The 15,901-nt window shown below is 60.6% G+C and carries 13 protein-coding genes; 6 read left to right on the top strand and 7 right to left on the bottom strand.

Annotated features, from left to right (window positions below; translation table 11 throughout):
• Positions 1 to 87: 87 nt before the first annotated feature.
• Positions 88 to 315, top strand: a complete 228-nt coding sequence (locus QWI20_RS08400; RefSeq protein ID WP_369305067.1) for a PA3496 family putative envelope integrity protein — start codon at positions 88 to 90, stop codon at positions 313 to 315.
• Here QWI20_RS08400 and QWI20_RS08395 read toward each other — a convergent pair.
• Positions 269 to 1,219, bottom strand: a complete 951-nt coding sequence (locus QWI20_RS08395) for a LysR family transcriptional regulator (protein WP_369305066.1) — start codon at positions 1,217 to 1,219, stop codon at positions 269 to 271. The genes QWI20_RS08400 and QWI20_RS08395 overlap by 47 nt on opposite strands.
• 195 nt (positions 1,220 to 1,414) lie before the next feature.
• Here QWI20_RS08395 and QWI20_RS08390 point away from each other — a divergent pair, with 195 nt between their 5' ends.
• Both QWI20_RS08390 and oadA read left to right on the top strand, forming a co-directional pair.
• Positions 1,415 to 2,830 (top strand): acetyl-CoA carboxylase biotin carboxylase subunit, encoded by a 1,416-nt coding sequence (locus QWI20_RS08390; protein ID WP_369305065.1) that lies wholly within the window; start codon positions 1,415 to 1,417, stop codon positions 2,828 to 2,830.
• A 102-nt stretch (positions 2,831 to 2,932) separates the two neighbouring features.
• Entirely contained in the window at positions 2,933 to 4,741 is a 1,809-nt protein-coding gene (gene oadA / locus QWI20_RS08385) for a sodium-extruding oxaloacetate decarboxylase subunit alpha (protein WP_369305064.1), read from the top strand.
• Between the two features lie 132 nt (positions 4,742 to 4,873).
• Here the strand turns inward: oadA and QWI20_RS08380 are convergent, their stop codons facing one another.
• From QWI20_RS08380 to QWI20_RS08370, 3 genes are read right to left on the bottom strand one after another with little or no spacing between them, the layout of a single operon-like run.
• Complete coding sequence (locus QWI20_RS08380) at positions 4,874 to 5,545, bottom strand: GNAT family N-acetyltransferase (protein WP_369305063.1); 672 nt, start codon at positions 5,543 to 5,545, stop codon at positions 4,874 to 4,876.
• Between the two features lie 16 nt (positions 5,546 to 5,561).
• A complete protein-coding gene (locus QWI20_RS08375; protein ID WP_369305062.1) occupies positions 5,562 to 6,008 on the bottom strand; it encodes an N-acetyltransferase family protein in 447 nt (148 codons plus the stop codon).
• On the bottom strand, positions 6,001 to 6,642 hold the full coding sequence (locus QWI20_RS08370) for an FMN-binding negative transcriptional regulator (protein WP_369305061.1): 642 nt from the start codon (positions 6,640 to 6,642) through the stop codon (positions 6,001 to 6,003). Before QWI20_RS08370 ends, QWI20_RS08375 begins: the two co-directional genes overlap by 8 nt.
• Before the next feature lie 89 nt (positions 6,643 to 6,731).
• Between QWI20_RS08370 and QWI20_RS08365 the strand changes: the two genes are divergently transcribed.
• On the top strand, positions 6,732 to 8,279 hold the full coding sequence (locus QWI20_RS08365; RefSeq protein WP_369305060.1) for a PLP-dependent aminotransferase family protein: 1,548 nt from the start codon (positions 6,732 to 6,734) through the stop codon (positions 8,277 to 8,279).
• 91 nt (positions 8,280 to 8,370) lie between these two features.
• Positions 8,371 to 9,582 (top strand): YeeE/YedE family protein, encoded by a 1,212-nt coding sequence (locus QWI20_RS08360; protein ID WP_369305059.1) that lies wholly within the window; start codon positions 8,371 to 8,373, stop codon positions 9,580 to 9,582.
• 64 nt (positions 9,583 to 9,646) lie between these two features.
• Here QWI20_RS08360 and tkt read toward each other — a convergent pair whose 3' ends face one another.
• Positions 9,647 to 11,758 carry a transketolase gene (gene tkt, locus QWI20_RS08355; RefSeq protein WP_369305058.1) on the bottom strand — a complete coding sequence of 704 codons (2,112 nt, stop codon included), beginning with the start codon at positions 11,756 to 11,758 and terminating at the stop codon, positions 9,647 to 9,649.
• 234 nt (positions 11,759 to 11,992) lie between these two features.
• Here tkt and QWI20_RS08350 point away from each other — a divergent pair, with 234 nt between their 5' ends.
• Positions 11,993 to 12,895, top strand: coding sequence for a bestrophin family protein (locus tag QWI20_RS08350; RefSeq protein ID WP_369305057.1), 903 nt, complete (start codon positions 11,993 to 11,995; stop codon positions 12,893 to 12,895).
• A 389-nt stretch (positions 12,896 to 13,284) separates the two neighbouring features.
• Here the strand turns inward: QWI20_RS08350 and QWI20_RS08345 are convergent, their stop codons facing one another.
• Positions 13,285 to 14,289, bottom strand: coding sequence for an asparaginase (locus QWI20_RS08345; RefSeq protein ID WP_369305056.1), 1,005 nt, complete (start codon positions 14,287 to 14,289; stop codon positions 13,285 to 13,287).
• Between the two features lie 30 nt (positions 14,290 to 14,319).
• Positions 14,320 to 15,774 carry an alanine/glycine:cation symporter family protein gene (locus QWI20_RS08340; protein WP_369305055.1) on the bottom strand — a complete coding sequence of 485 codons (1,455 nt, stop codon included), beginning with the start codon at positions 15,772 to 15,774 and terminating at the stop codon, positions 14,320 to 14,322.
• Positions 15,775 to 15,901: the final 127 nt, after the last annotated feature.

The following is a 15,901-nucleotide window of genomic DNA, read 5'->3' as shown; positions in this document are numbered from 1 at the left end:
TCATTCATCAACCTGTAACGCTTCCGACGTCTGATCGTCACCGCGTCCCGCCACTCTGTACTCCCGCACACGAATGGGAGACAGGATATGCCTCGGCACTACGATGACTCGCAGCAGCACAGCACCTCCACAAAGACTCGCCGTCAGCAGGAAGACCAGCGCCGCATGGCGTTCCGGCGTGCGATCGAAAGCCATTCCGAAGAACGCCGCCTGAATCAGGAGCTCTCAAGCTACCTGGACAGCGCCAGCGCCCACTTCTGGCAGAGCGCTAACGCTTCGGAAGGTGGCCATCAAAGCGCGCCACCAGCTCGCTGATCTGCGTACGCTCCGTGCGAATGAATGACAGGAACGCGTGAGCCACCGGCGACAGACGTTTGTCCCGCGCCTGCACGACGCACCAGCTTCGGTACAGCGGTAATTCGGCCACTGGCAGCTCAATCAGCGTGCCAGTGGCAAGTTCCAGGCTTAACGCATGGCGTGTCAGCAGCGCAACGCCAAGCCCCGCCACCACGCATTCACGCTGCGCCTCGGCCGAGGACACCTCCAGCGTGTGCTCGAAATGAATGCGCTTCTCCTTGAAATACTCCTCGCACGCCTTGCGCGTCCCCGAACCCTGTTCTCGTACCACCAGCGTTGCCGTTTCCAGATCCTTCAGCGTCGGATTGGGCAATAGCGTCAACGGATGGTCCGGCTGCGCCACGGCAACGATCGGATTATTCAGGAAGGGCAAAAACTCCAGGCCCATGTCCTGGGGGACCATCGACATGACGACCAGATCATCACGGTTATCCGACAGCCGCCGAATCACCTGCGCCCGATTGACGACCGTAAGGTTAAGCATGACTTCCGGGTATTTGCGCTTGAAAGCTGCAAACAGGTGGGGAACGAAATACTTTGCGCTGGATTCAATCGCCAGTTTGAGTTGCCCCTGCAGGGAGCCCTGCATGTCGGACAGCTGCATGTCGAGGTTCTCCAGCCGACCGAAGATGTCGCGACTGGCGAGCTGCAGCGCTTCGGCTGCTTCCGTGAGATAGAGTTTTTTACCCACGTATTCGAACAGCGGCTGGCCGACCAGCTCTTCCAACTGGCGCATTTGCAAGCTCACTGCGGGCTGCGTCAGCGACATTTCTTCGGCCGCTCGACTGTAAGAACGCAAGTCGCAGACCTCATTGAAGATCCGCAATTGCCGCAACGTCATGCGCATCAATGACTTACGCATCTTTCTACCCCCGACCGGCTAACTGATACTGGTAACTATAAGGTTTTGCTTATGGTTCACCCAATATTTACTCATTTTTGTTAATTGCTGATTCGTCATAGGGTGGCTTCATCTGCGAGCAACATGCAGTAACGGAATGTCGCGCGGTATTGGCCAGCCATCTGGTCCGTCTGCTAATCGGTCGAGGAAATACCAGTGATAAAAAAAATCCTGATCGCCAACCGTGGGGAAATCGCTGTTCGGATCGTGCGCGCGTGCGCCGAAATGGGCATCCGCTCGGTGGCGATCTATTCCGACGCGGACCGTCACGCGCTCCACGTGAAGCGTGCCGACGAGGCCTATGGCATCGGCTCGGACCCCCTCGAAGGCTATTTGAATCCGCGCAAATTGGTGAACCTCGCCGTGGAAACCGGCTGCGACGCGTTGCACCCTGGCTACGGATTTCTATCGGAAAACGCAGAGTTGGCGGATATCTGCGCCGAACGGGGTATCAAGTTCATCGGTCCGTCCGCTGAAGTGATCCGCCGCATGGGCGACAAAACCGAAGCCCGCCGCAGCATGATCAAGGCCGGCGTACCGGTGACGCCCGGCACGGAAGGCAACGTGGCCGACATCGCCGAAGCACTGGTTGAAGGCGATCGCATCGGTTACCCCGTCATGCTCAAGGCCACTTCGGGCGGCGGCGGTCGCGGCATTCGTCGCTGCAACAGCCGGGAAGAGCTGGAACAGGCGTTCCCTCGAGTCATCTCCGAGGCCACCAAGGCGTTCGGCAAGGCTGAGGTCTTTCTCGAAAAGTGCATCGTCAATCCCAAGCACATCGAAGCGCAGATCCTTGGCGACAGCTTCGGCAACGTCGTGCACCTGTTCGAGCGGGATTGCTCGATCCAGCGCCGCAACCAGAAGCTCATCGAAATCGCCCCAAGCCCTCAGCTGACGCCGGAGCAGCGCGCCTACATCGGTGACCTTTCCGTGCGCGCCGCCAAGGCCGTGGGCTACGAGAACGCCGGCACCGTGGAGTTCCTGCTCGCCGAGGGCGAGGTGTACTTTATGGAGATGAACACCCGCGTACAGGTCGAGCACACGATCACCGAGGAAATCACCGGGATCGACATCGTCCGCGAGCAGATCCGCATCGCCTCGGGGCTGCCGCTGTCGGTGAAGCAGGAAGACATCATCCATCGTGGTTTCGCGTTGCAGTTCCGCATCAACGCAGAAGACCCGAAAAACAACTTCCTGCCGAGCTTCGGCAAGATCACCCGTTATTACGCGCCCGGCGGGCCCGGCGTGCGCACCGATACGGCGATCTATACCGGCTATACCATTCCGCCGTATTACGACTCCATGTGCCTGAAGCTGATCGTCTGGGCGTTGACCTGGGAGGAGGCAATGGACCGCGGCCTGCGTGCGCTGGATGACATGCGTCTGCAAGGGGTGAAGACCACGGCCGCGTATTACCAGGAAATCCTGCGTAACCCGGAATTCCGCAGCGGCCAGTTCAATACCAGCTTCGTGGAGAGCCATCCCGAGCTCACCAATTACTCGATCAAGCGCAAACCCGAGGAGCTGGCCCTAGCCATCGCCGCCGCCATCGCTGCCCATGCGGGGCTTTGAACAAAGCAGCTACAAGCTGTAAGCGGCAAGCTTCAAGCAAGAGTGCGTTCGGCTTTTACTTGCAGCTTGTCGCTTGAGGCTTGTGGCCAAAAGGAGATTCAAATGTCTAAAAAGATCTTCGTCACCGACACCATTTTGCGCGACGCCCACCAGTCTCTGCTGGCGACCCGCATGCGCACCGAGGACATGCTGCCGATCTGCGACAGGCTCGACAAAGTCGGCTACTGGTCGCTGGAAGTGTGGGGCGGTGCGACCTTCGACGCCTGTGTGCGCTTTCTGAAGGAAGATCCGTGGGAACGCCTGCGCCAATTGCGCGCGGCGCTGCCCAATACGCGTCTGCAAATGCTGCTTCGCGGTCAGAACCTGCTGGGGTATCGCCACTACAGCGATGACGTGGTCAGGGCATTCGTCGCCAAGGCGGCGGACAACGGTATCGACGTGTTCCGCATCTTCGATGCCATGAACGACGTGCGCAATCTGCGTGTGGCGGTTGAAGCGGTGAAGGCTTCCGGTAAACATGCCCAGGGCACGATCGCGTACACCACCAGCCCGGTGCACACCATTGGCGCGTTTGTGGCCCAAGCCAAAGAGATGGAAGCGATGGGCTGTGATTCCGTCGCGATCAAGGACATGGCCGGTCTGCTGACCCCCTATGCCACGGGCGAGCTGGTCAAGGCGCTGAAGGCCGAGCAATCGCTGCCGGTATTCATCCACTCCCACGACACGGCCGGCCTGGCCGCGATGTGCCAGCTCAAGGCCATCGAAAACGGTGCTGACCACATCGACACCGCGATCTCCAGCTTCGCCTGGGGTACCAGCCATCCGGGTACTGAGTCGATGGTCGCGGCCCTGAAAGGCAGCGAATTCGACACCGGCCTGGACCTGGAGCTGCTGCAGGAAATCGGCCTGTACTTCTACGCGGTGCGTAAGAAGTATCACCAGTTCGAAAGCGAATTCACGGCGGTCGATACCCGCGTGCAGGTCAACCAAGTGCCGGGCGGCATGATCTCCAACCTCGCCAACCAGCTCAAAGAGCAGGGCGCGTTGAACCGCATGGGCGAAGTGCTGGCCGAGATTCCGCGGGTGCGCAAAGACCTGGGCTATCCGCCGTTGGTGACCCCGACTTCACAGATTGTCGGCACTCAGGCGTTTTTCAACGTGCTGGCCGGCGAGCGTTACAAAACCATCACCAACGAAGTGAAGCTTTACCTGACTGGCGGCTACGGCAAGGCGCCGGGGCAGGTGGACGAGACGCTGCGCCGTCAGGCCATCGGCAACGAAGAGCTGATCGACGTACGCCCGGCCGACCTGCTCAAGCCGGAGATGACCAAGCTGCGCGGCGAGATCGGCGGGCTGGCCACCAGCGAAGAAGACGTGCTCACGTATGCGATGTTCCCGGACATCGGGCGTAAGTTTCTCGAAGAACGTGCGGCTGGCACGCTGGCGCCAGAGCCGTTGCTGCCGATTCCCGAGCCGGGCGCGGTGGCGAGAGCCGGCGGCGAGGGCGTTCCGACCGAATTCGTCATCGACGTTCACGGCGAAAGCTACCGCGTTGATATCACCGGTGTGGGCGTCAAGGCCGAGGGCAAGCGTCACTTCTATCTGTCCATCGACGGCATGCCGGAAGAAGTGGTGTTCGAGCCGCTCAATGAGTTCGTCGGCAGTGGCATCGGCAAGCGTGCCCAGGCCAGTAAGCCAGGCCATGTCAGCACTTCGATGCCGGGCAATATCGTCGACGTGCTGGTGAAGGAAGGCGATGCCGTCCGCGCCGGTCAGGCAGTGCTCATCACCGAAGCGATGAAGATGGAGACCGAAGTTCAGGCGGCAGTCGCTGGCAAGGTCGTGGCCATCCATGTCGCTAAAGGCGATCGGGTTAACCCGGGCGAGATTCTGGTTGAGATCGAGGGCTGACACAGTTGCTACATCGTTAACGGCCTGCCGCGCACAAAAGCGGCAGGCCGAACAGTTACCTCTGGGGGAGCTCTAGTGGCTCCTCTTTTTTTTGCTTCAGCCAAGCGTCTCCGGCTGTGGGACTCAACGCTCTCAGCGGTGGCGCAGTTGCTCCAGCGTCCTGATTTGCTCACCGTCCTGGAAGTTATCCACAGCCAGCCATGCTTCGAACGCCTGTTGTATTGCAGGCCATTCGCTGTCGATGATCGAGTACCAGGCCGTATCCCGATTCTGACCCTTGAACACGGAATGCTGGCGGAAAGTGCCCTCGAAGCTGAATCCGAAGCGCTCCGCCGCACGCTTGGAACGGGCGTTGTTGGCGTTGCATTTCCATTCCAGACGACGATTGCCCAGAGCAAAGGATTCCCTCGCCAGCAGGTAAACCGCTTCCGTTGCCTTGGGGGTGCGTTGCATTGAGGCGCCGAAGGTCACATGGCCAATTTCGATGCGGCCTGCACTCGGGAAAATCGACATCAAGCCCAGAAAGCCGTCGATGGCGCCGGTCTGTTGATCAATGACGGTGTAGAACCATGGATCGGTCGAGCCTTCCAGCCCGGCGAGATAGTCATCGAATGGGCCGCGCTCTGGAAACGGGCCCACGAACAGGTAATCCCACAATTTGCGGTCAGCAGCCGGGCCTTCCAGTGCATCCCACAGCCCATCGCCATGGCGGGCGGCGTTGAGTTTTTCCAGACGAATAAAGCGTCCTTGCAGCGTGCGGGCATCCGGCAGCTTGGCCGGTTGCCAGTTTTCAAGATCCGACATATCGAGAGTCCCTGTCTTACAACGGTTTGCGAAATTGAATATAGCCCGGGCGCTCAGCGATGCGCTCGTAGAGCTGAATGGCGGTTGCGTTGGTCTCGTGGGTGAGCCAGTGGACTTTGTCGGCACCGTCCCGTTTGGCGGTCGCGTAGACGTATTCGATCAGTTGTCGGCCAACGCCCGTGCCGCGCTGTTCCGGCACCACCAGCAAGTCCTGCAAATAGCAGGCATTGCTGATGCTCCAGTTCGAGCGGTGATAAATAAAATGCACCATGCCCACCGCTTTGCCGTCCTGCCAGGCGAGGGCGGCATTGGTGGGCTCGCTGCTGTCCAGAAACCGCTGCCAGGTGCTCTGTGAAACCGCATCGGCCAGCGTGGTCTTATAGAAAGTCAGATAGGCCTGCCACAACGGCAGCCAGGCGTCGTGATCTTCGGTGGTGACGGGACGGATGTGGAGGTCAGACACGCGGTGCTCCCTGGCTCATTAACTGAGCGATTTTCTGATCGGATGGGTCCTGGCTGAGTGCAAGGCCTTTGCTCACGCCGGCGATGTCTGCGGCGCTGCGGTTCTGGTTGAGCTTGCGCTTGCCTTCCAGCCGCTCGACGGGGATTGCAAAGCCGACGATGCCGTTGAGCATTTTCTCGATGTAATCGGCGGGTGCGTCGCTGACAGCCCAGGGCTCAGCGCGGCCCGCTTCGTGTTTGTCGGTCAGGCCGGTAACAACGCGCAACAGCCGCTCGGGATCAGTGAACACATCGGCACGGCCGTAGGCGTGCACCGCCAGATAATTCCACGTAGGGACGACTTTGCCGTGCTCGGCCTTGGCTGCGTAGAAGGACGGGCTGATGTAGGCGTCCGCCCCCTGGAAAATCAGCAGCGCTTCGGCGCCCGTCTCAAGGGCTTTCCATTGCGGATTGGCCTTGGCCAGATGCCCGTACAGCGTGCCTTGCGGACCCTGAGTCGGCTCGAGCAACAAAGGGATATGACTCGCCTGCAATCCGGTCTCGTCAAAAGTGACCAGTGTCGCCAGGCGTGTGGCGTCGATCTGCCCGTGCAGGCTGGCGAGGTTTTCATCGTTGAAATAGCTGGGCGTGTACATGAGATTTTCCTTGGCGGCTGGGCCAATCCTAGGCAGCCTATTGGTTCGTTGTAAGAGCCATTAATGGTCTATCTCATAGGGCCAATGCCATGCACGCACCCATACCCGCGCTGACGTTCGATTTCGCCGGCATCGAGCTGAATCGCCGCCAGGGTCTTAGCCGCCAGCTCTATCAGACACTGCGCGAGCGCATCCTCGACGGGCGCGTGTCGGGAGGCACGCGCTTGCCGGCGAGCCGGGATCTGGCGTTGTCCCTCGGCATCTCCCGCAACAGCGTGATGCGCGCTTATGACCAGCTCTACGCTGAGGGCTTTACCGAAAGCCGCGTGGGCGATGGTACTTACGTGGCACTCCTGAGAGAAAAACCACTGGCTGCGAAAAAACTATCCACACAACTGTCCACAGGGTTATCACCAGGCTTATCAACAGGGTTATCCACAAAATTGCCTGTTTCGAACGCTGAACTGTCCAACAATCTTATCCACAGCACAGCGATGCACACGCTTGATCAGCATCATTTACGGCCTCCGAAAAGTGGCCTGCCCAAGGCGTTTCGCACGGGTGTTCCGGCATTCGATCTGTTCCCTTTCGACACGTGGGGCAAGCTCCACGCGGCTTTCTGGCGCAAGCCGGGCCTTCAACATCTCGGCTACGGCGACCCGGCTGGCGAATGGCGCCTGCGAGAGCTCATTGCTGCTTATCTGAGGACTTCCCGCGACTTACGCTGCGCACCTGAGCAAATTGTGATCACCAATGGTGCGCAACAGGCGATCACCCTTTGTGCACAGCTGCTGCTTGAGCAGGGCGACGTGGTGGCGATCGAAAATCCGGGGTACCGCGCGGCCGGTCATGCCTTCGGGGTGGCCGGCGCTACGTTGAAGGGCATGGCAGTTGACGCCGAGGGCATGCGCAGTCCAGCTCTGGATGACTCAGGCTGCAAGTTGGCGTACGTGACGCCCTCTCATCAATACCCGTTGGGCGTGACGATGAGTCTGGCGCGGCGCCTGGAACTGCTCGCGTGGGCCGAGCGCAATCAGGGCTGGATCGTTGAAGACGACTACGATGGCGAATACCGCTACAGCGGCGCCCCGCTGGCGCCGTTGGCAGCGCTGGATCGTAGCGGTCGCGTGCTGTACGTCGGGACGTTCGGCAAGGTCGCGTTTCCGGCGCTGCGCTTGGGTTATCTGGTGTTGCCGCGCAACTTGGTGGAGCCGTTCAGTCGGCGCCGGGCCGTGGACATGCGTCATTCCGAAGTGGGCACGCAGATGGTCATGGCCGAGTTCATCGCTGCGGGTCACTTTCAGCGGCATATCCGCCGCATGCGCCGGGCTGCCTTGAGCCGACGCGACGCACTGCTGGCCGGCTGGCCGCAGGCGCTTGCGGGTTGCAGCCCAATGATCAAGCCGCTTGCAGGGCTGCATGTCACCGTCGCGGTGGACACGTTAAAGCGTGAAATGGAACTGGTCGCCCAGGCGGAAAGTGTCGGCGTCGAGGTCGCACCGTTGAGTGAGTATTGGCTGCCGGATTCAGAGGCGCCGGTGGATGATCGGGCCGGTCTGGTACTGGGGTTTGCGGCGGTGCCCGAGGCCGACATCGCCTCGGCACTGGCGCGATTGCGAAGTGCGTGGCGGGTTTGATGGTGCTGAAGCCGATGGCGGCGTTGGCGCATCATCCAGCAGGCACCGGCGTATACTCGCGCCCATCGCAATCCTTCTCCGAGATACGCCTATGAGTCTTCCTCTCTCCGCGGCGCCGCAGCGCAAGCTCGGCGCGCCGCTGATCGCTTTCCTTTTGCTGGTGGTCGGCGCTCTGTTTCTGCAATCCGCCGTTGGCGGCAGGCAAGTGCTGTTGCTGATCGTTGGCGCTGCGCTGGGCCTCACGCTGTATCACGCCGCCTTCGGCTTCACCTCGGCCTGGCGAGTGTTCATCAACGAACGACGGGGCGCCGGTTTGCGCGCGCAGATGGTGATGCTGACCGTCGCGGTGGTGTTGTTCTTCCCGGCGCTGGGTGCAGGCACACTGTTCGGCATGCCGGTCACTGGTCTTGTGGCGCCGGCCGGTGTGTCCGTTGTCTTTGGCGCTTTCATCTTCGGCATCGGTATGCAAATGGGCGGCGGTTGTGCGTCCGGCACGCTGTTCACCGTTGGCGGCGGCAATGCCCGGATGCTCGTGACCTTGCTGTTCTTCATCATTGGCTCGCTGATCGCCACGCATCACGTCGATTGGTGGTTCTCGCTGCCGTCGTTCCCCGCGACCTCCATCGTTAAAACGTTCGGCGTGGTTCCGGCGTTGCTGATGAGTCTGGCGCTGTTCGCGGTCATTGCCCTTGTGACCGTCAGACTGGAAAAGCGTCGGTACGGCGAACTGGAAGCGGCTGTCACCAGTGAGCACGTTGGCCTGCGTCGTTTTCTCCGTGGTCCCTGGCCGCTGGTGTGGGGCGCGGTAGGGTTGGCGCTGCTCAACTACGCCACGCTGGCATTGGCAGGTCGCCCCTGGGGAATCACTTCGGCCTTCGCGCTGTGGGGTGCAAAAGTCGCCGGTGGGCTGGGCGTGGATGTGGGCAGTTGGCCGTTCTGGCAGATGCCAGCGAATGCCAAGGCCTTGGCTGCGCCGGTGTGGGAGGACATCACCACCGTCATGGACATCGGCATCATGCTGGGTGCGGCAGTGGCGGCAGGCCTTGCAGGACGATTCGCCCCGAGTCTGAAAATCCCGACACGTTCGTTGATTGCCGCAGTGATTGGCGGCTTATTGCTGGGCTATGGCTCGCGCCTGGCCTACGGCTGCAACATCGGCGCGTACTTCAGCGGGATCGCCTCAGGCAGCCTGCACGGCTGGCTTTGGCTGGTTGCTGCCTTTGCGGGCAACGCAGTGGGCGTGCGGATTCGGCCGATATTCTTTGAGGGCGAACGTCGGCCTGCTGTTCTGACCGGGTGCTGATCGAGTGATCTGAAGGAAGGACGGCGCTTGCCCGCGAGGTGCGGGCAAACGCTCTCACACAGGATTAACCGGCGATCTGCTCCTTCGCCAGCTTGGCGATGTTTTCCGCCGTAAATCCATACTTGGCCTGCAGCTTCTCGATGGGGGCCGACGCACCGAAGGTGTTCATCACAATCTTCGCGCCGGTCTGCCCGACATACCGATCCCAGCCCACCGGCCCCGCCTGTTCCACCACCACTCGGGCTTTGACATCCGGCGGCAGCACGCCGTCGCGATAGGCCTTGTCCTGATCCTCGAACAATTCCCAACTCGGCATCGACACCACTCGCGCCGCAACCCCTTCGGCTTTGAGCTTCTCGAACGCTTCGACGGTCATGCCGACCTCGCTGCCAGTGGCGATCAAGATCACGTCCACTTTGCCTTCTACCGCATCGGCCAGCACGTACGCGCCTTTAGTCAGGCCCTCGGCGGCGGCGTATTTCGAGCGATCGAGGGTCGGCAACGGCTGGCGGGACAGCACCAGGCAGGACGGTCTGCTGGTTTGCGCCAGCGCTATTTTCCAGGCTTCGGCCGTTTCGTTGGCATCGCCCGGACGAATCGTCAGCACACCGGGGGTTGCCCGCAGCTGAGTCAGTTGCTCGATGGGCTGGTGTGTCGGGCCGTCTTCGCCGACGCCGATGGAATCATGGGTAAAGACGAAAATAACGGGCAATTCCATGATCGACGCCAGACGGATCGGCGGCTTCATGTAATCGCTGAACACCAGAAACGTCGAGGTGTACGGGCGGATATAGGACAGGGCCAGGCCGTTTGCGATTGAGCCCATGGCATGTTCGCGGATACCGAAGTGCAGGTTTCGACCGCTGTAATTGCTCGCTTCGAAGCTACCCGCACCGTCGAACGTCAGATTGGTTTTGGTCGACGGCGAAAGGTCTGCGGAGCCACCAATCAGCCACGGAATCTGCTCGGCGAAGGCGTTCAGCACCTTGCCACCGGACGCGCGGGACGCAATGCCTTTGGCGTCGGCTTCAAAGTTCATCTGCTTGTCTTGCCAGCCTTCGGGCATCTCACCGGCACGCATGCGCTTGAGCTGATCGGCGAGCTCTGGCTGGTCCTTTTCAAACTGGTTGAAGGTCTCAAGCCAAGCGTCGTAATCGCCCCCGCTGCGGTCGAGCAGTGCATCACGCAGGCAATGGCGTGCATCTTCCGGCACCAGGAAGCTGCTGTTCTCATCCCAGCCGTAGGCTTTTTTGGTCAGCTTGATTTCGTCGTCGCCCAGCGGTTCGCCGTGGGCGGCAGAAGTGTTGTGTTTGTTGGGCGAACCGAAGCCAATGATGCTGTCGACCACGATCAGGGTCGGTGCATCGCTGGTTTGCTGAAAGGTCTGCAACGCTTTCGCCAGGGCGTTGGCGTCGTTGGCGTCCTTGACGTGCAGGGTTTTCCAGCCGTAGCCCTCGAAACGCTTCTGCACATCGTCGCTGTAAGCCAGCTCGGTATGACCTTCGATGCTGATGGTGTTGTTGTCGTAGATCCAGCACAGGTTAGACAGCTTCAAATGACCGGCAAGTGAGGCCGCTTCTGCGGTTACGCCCTCCATCATGTCGCCGTCGCCGCACAGCACGTAAACGCTGTAGTCGAACAGCGTCGCGCCCGGCGTGTTGAAGTGCTCCCCCAGCCAGCGCTCGCCCATCGCCATGCCGACGCTGTTGGCGCAACCCTGACCCAGCGGGCCAGTGGTGGTCTCCACGCCGGTGGTCATGCGGTATTCGGGGTGACCCGGGGTTTTGGAGTCCATCTGGCGAAACTGCTTGATGTCCTCAAGGCTCACCGCAGGTTTACCCGACGGCTTGCCGTGTTCGTCGATCTCGATCACACCGGCCAGGTGCAGCAGCGAATAAAGCAGCATTGAAGCGTGACCGACCGATAGCACGAAGCGGTCGCGGTTTGGCCAGTCAGGGTGTTCCGGGTGGTAGCGCAGGAAATCTTTCCACAGCGTGTAGCCCACAGGGGCAAGCGCCATCGGCGTGCCGGGGTGCCCGGAATTGGCTTTTTGCACCGCATCCATGGCCAGGGTGCGAATGGTGTTGATGGTCAGTTGGTCGCGGTCGGTGTGCGGCGTAAACGTGCGCACTGCGCCTGATCGTTCGGTGGAGTGAGAGTTGGCAGACGAGCTCATTAACGTTCTCCTCGTGACGGGTAGCGGAAGCATCCAGATAGGTGTTGAGCCCTCGGAGGCTGTGATCGTTCCATGAACAATCTGTCAGTCGACCCGGTGGAGAAGCGATTCAGCTTTCCGCTCGTATTTGGTTACATATAGCCTGTGGGCGTAACGAACGAAGTTGTTCTCACGTATTCGAAGCCTTGGGTCGAGCCTTTGCCGACCCGTTTAAGCGCATTGCGGAGGTGGCTTTTGCAGGAATTGATCGTCAAGAAGTACCGGGCCATGATCCGGACGTTTACCTACATCGGCTGGTCCTTGTTCTGGCTGCTGATATGGGACGTCGTCGTCACCGTCGACTTCATGCTGTTTCTGGATCGCAAGATCACCCTCCCATCGATGCCCCTGACCCTGTTGGGTTCTGCGCTGGTCGTGCTGACCAGCTTCCGCAACACCAGCGCGTATAACCGCTGGTGGGAGGCGCGCACGTTATGGGGTGCGCTGGTCAATAACTCCCGCAGCTTCGCCCGGCAGGTGCTGACGTTCATTGATGACGAAGACGGCCTGAACCCGGTCAAGGCCACGCTGTTGCGCCGGCACGTCGCTTTTGTCGAATGCCTGTCGGCCCATTTGAAGGGCAGTGATTGTGGCGAGCAGGTCACCGCGATGATTTCCCGGGAAGAGTATGAGCGCCGCACGCGCACCAACAACTTCCCCAACGCGATTCTCAATGAGTCCGCGGCGATCATCGCTCAGGAATACAAGGCCGGCCGCCTGGACAGCATTCGTCTGGAACGGCTCGAAGCGACGCTGGTGGAAATCTCCAACAACCAGGGCGGCATGGAGCGCATCGCCAATACCCCGTTGCCTTACCCGTACGTGACGTTCCCGCGCCTGTTCATCACGCTGTTCTGCATCATCGTGCCGATCGGTCTGGTGGAAACGCTGGGCTGGTTCACGCCGCTGGCGTCCACCGTTGTCGGCTTCATGCTGCTGGCAATCGAGAAAATCGGCACCGACCTGCAAAGCCCCTTCAAAGCCTCCGAGCACGAGATCCAGATGAAAGCGCTGTGCGAAAACATCTCCGGCAATCTGAATTCAATGCTGCAGGATGCGATGGACAAGCGGCCGGCTGAGGTGGCTTATTCGCGATGAGGTCATGCCCTCGCTGTAAGAGGGCATGATTGACGAGACGCATCTGTACGAAGAGCACGGTCTACCCACGAGATATCCAGCGGTTGAAAGGCCGCTTTCGCGAGCAAGCTCACTCTCAGCAAACATGAAACCACCGCAAATGCACCTGCCGATACACTAATTGTGGGAGCGAGCTTGCTCGCGAAGAGGTGGTAAGGCGCGCTGAATCTTCAGCGGCTGAAATGCCGTCTTCGTGAGCAAGCTCACTCCCACAGGATTGTGTTTTCTGCGCGAGCATAGCGTCTGGACAGCGGGCATTGTCCGCCCGGTTGTGGTTTACGCTCTTGCGAAATGTCGTTGTTCATCGCCGACAAAGGCCTGCAGACGATTATCTAAGCGGCGCTACTCGCTCAGCGCAACTCGCCACACACGTCCAGCTCAACAAGCCGCCGCACTTCATTCCCCTCCAGTCCAGCCCCCAGCAGCGCATGCAGCTTGCCGAACGCGGCTTCGCGGGTCATGCCGCCGCCGGACAGCACGCCGACGTCCCGCAGCCGACTGCCAGCCTCATACACATCCAGTTCGACGCCGCCTTCGTGGCATTGGGTAATCGCCACAACCACGACGCCTTGCTGATGCGCACGCTGCAGGCTGGCGAGGAAGTCGGCGTTATCGCTGGGCCCAGTGCCGCTGCCGAAGCATTCCAACACAAGACCTTGAGTACCGCTGTCGATCATGCCGTCGAGCTGAGCAGCGCCGATGCCGGGAAACAGCGGCAGCACCGCAACGTTTGCCAGTTGCTTGGGCTGGCGATAATCCAGCGCCGCAGGTAAACCCGATGCCGCCTCACCACCCCGGGCGCGGTTGAGCGCCGCGAACGGATTACGGCCGAAGCTGCGAATCTTCGCGCAGCGCGTCGGTTCGAGCAGCTCGCCGTGGAAGTACAGATGCACTCCCGCGGCAAGCCCTTGACCCAAGGCCTGCAAGGCGCCGTTGACGTTTTCCCAGGCATCGCTGTCGGGAACGCCCGCTGGCAACATGGACCCGGTGAACACCACAGGGGCATTCAGGCCCAACAGTTGAAAACTCATGGCCGCTGCGCTGTAGGCCAGGGTATCGGTGCCATGCAGGATCAGCACGGCATCGCAATGCTGAACCTCAACCGCGTCGACTACCGCCTCACGCAAGCGCTGCCAGTAGGCAGGCGTCATGTTAGCGCTGTCGATCAGGGGGGACATTTCGCGGAACGACCACTGCGGCACCACCCTTTCGGGCAATGCAGCCAGTTGCTCAGCCATGCGTGCCTCAAAGCCGGAGGCAGGTGCCAGCCCGTTTTCGCTGGCCTGCATGCCGATGGTCCCACCGGTATACAGGACCATTACCTGGCGGGCTGATGCGTGGTGTTCGCGATTCATGCCTGTCTCCCTTGATTGACGTTCAGATGATCAACGCGCGTCCGTGACCGGTTTGCCGCCGATCGCTGCCGCGTGTGCTGCAGGCTGCGCAGCGTCGGGCTTTGGCCAGGCTTTGAGGTCCAGGTCCAGATCGGGGAACTGGCTGGAGTCGAAAACCGGCGTCTTGATGCCGGCTTTACGCTGGGCATCGTAGTCTTTCAGCACCCGCAGCGCGATTTTGAACAGCATCGCCAGCGCGATCAGGTTGACGAAGGCCAGCAGCGTCATGGTGATGTCGGCGAAGGCGAACACCGTGCCCAGATCCTCGACCGCACCCCACAGGATCAACGCCAGAACCAACACGCGGTAGCCGAAGATCGCCTTGCGGTTCTCGCCCAGCAGGAAGCGCAGGCTGTTTTCGCCAAGGTAGTAGTTGTAGAGAATCGAGGTGAACACGAACAGCGCCAGCGCCACACTGATGAACAGCTTGCCCCAGTCACCGACGACGGCGGCGAGGGAGTTCTGCGTCAGGGCAATACCATCGCCTTCGAAGCCGGGGGTGTAGAAACCCGACAGCAGGATCAGCAATGCGGTGCAGGTGCAGATGACGAAGGTGTCGAGGAACACGCTGAACGCTTGAACCACACCTTGCGCCACCGGGTGCTCGACCTGAGCCACCGCTGCCACGTTGGGTGCGCTGCCCAGGCCGGCTTCGTTGGCGAATACGCCACGTTTGACGCCCATGACAATGGCGCTGCCGATCAGGCCACCGAACACTTCATCCATGCCGAACGCGCTTTTGACGATGGTCATCAGCATGTGCGGAACGTGTTCGAACTGCACGCCGATGACATACAGCGTGACGGCGATGTAGACCAGCGTCTTGATCGGCACCAGCAGGTCGGCGACCTTGGCGATGCGCTTGATCCCGCCGACGAACACCAGGCCCAGCAGAATCGCCAGACCGACGCCGGCGTAGCCTGGCGAGATCTTGAAGGCGTCGTTGAGCGAGTGGGTCACGGCGTGGGATTGCAGGCCGTTGAAGGCGAAACCGAAGGTCACCAGCAACAACACCGCCATGATCATGCCCAGCCAGCGTTTGCCCAGGCCGTGCTGAATGTAATACGACGGGCCGCCGCGGTATTGGCCTTCGGCGTCGCAGCGTTTGTACAGCTGGCCGAGTGAGCATTCGAAAAAGCTGCTCGCCATGCCGACCAGCGCAGTGACCCACATCCAGAACACCGCGCCGGGTCCGCCGAGGGTGACCGCGATGCCGACGCCTGCGATGTTACCGGCGCCGACGCGGCCGGCAAGGCTCAGCATCAGGGCCTGGAACGAACTCAATTGGCCCGCGCTGCTGCGCAGACTGTCGCGGAACACCGCAAACATGTGAAAGAAGTGACGGAACTGAACGAAACGCGAGCGAATCGTGAAATATCCACCGAGCCCAACAATGAGCACGATCAGTACTTTTCCCGAGAGGAAGTCGTTGATGACTTCAAGCATTGGTGTTTCCTCGCTTTCTTAGAGGGTGCGCACTATACCGGCGCGCGTTATTGGAGTCTTTATCCGGTTTGTTTCATGCCCAAATGAAGCCGGGCAAAAAAAAGGGCCTGGAAGCGTGTGCTCCCGG

Origin of the sequence: Pseudomonas sp. W2-17 (genome assembly GCF_041060445.1) — a bacterium.
Lineage (GTDB): Bacteria > Pseudomonadota > Gammaproteobacteria > Pseudomonadales > Pseudomonadaceae > Aquipseudomonas.
This window is presented reverse-complemented; position numbering and strand designations above follow the sequence as displayed.

What these genes read in the sequence shown, in the direction of transcription:
- QWI20_RS08345 (WP_369305056.1), bottom strand. Translation starts at nt 14,289, where the DNA reads ATGAATCGCGAACACCACGCATCAGCCCGCCAGGTAATGGTCCTGTAT.
- QWI20_RS08370 (WP_369305061.1), bottom strand. Translation starts at nt 6,642, where the DNA reads ATGTACACGCCCAGCTATTTCAACGATGAAAACCTCGCCAGCCTGCAC.
- tkt (WP_369305058.1), bottom strand. Translation starts at nt 11,758, where the DNA reads ATGAGCTCGTCTGCCAACTCTCACTCCACCGAACGATCAGGCGCAGTG.
- QWI20_RS08360 (WP_369305059.1), top strand. Translation starts at nt 8,371, where the DNA reads ATGAGTCTTCCTCTCTCCGCGGCGCCGCAGCGCAAGCTCGGCGCGCCG.
- QWI20_RS08340 (WP_369305055.1), bottom strand. Translation starts at nt 15,774, where the DNA reads ATGCTTGAAGTCATCAACGACTTCCTCTCGGGAAAAGTACTGATCGTG.
- QWI20_RS08395 (WP_369305066.1), bottom strand. Translation starts at nt 1,219, where the DNA reads ATGCGTAAGTCATTGATGCGCATGACGTTGCGGCAATTGCGGATCTTC.
- QWI20_RS08380 (WP_369305063.1), bottom strand. Translation starts at nt 5,545, where the DNA reads ATGTCGGATCTTGAAAACTGGCAACCGGCCAAGCTGCCGGATGCCCGC.
- oadA (WP_369305064.1), top strand. Translation starts at nt 2,933, where the DNA reads ATGTCTAAAAAGATCTTCGTCACCGACACCATTTTGCGCGACGCCCAC.
- QWI20_RS08365 (WP_369305060.1), top strand. Translation starts at nt 6,732, where the DNA reads ATGCACGCACCCATACCCGCGCTGACGTTCGATTTCGCCGGCATCGAG.
- QWI20_RS08400 (WP_369305067.1), top strand. Translation starts at nt 88, where the DNA reads ATGCCTCGGCACTACGATGACTCGCAGCAGCACAGCACCTCCACAAAG.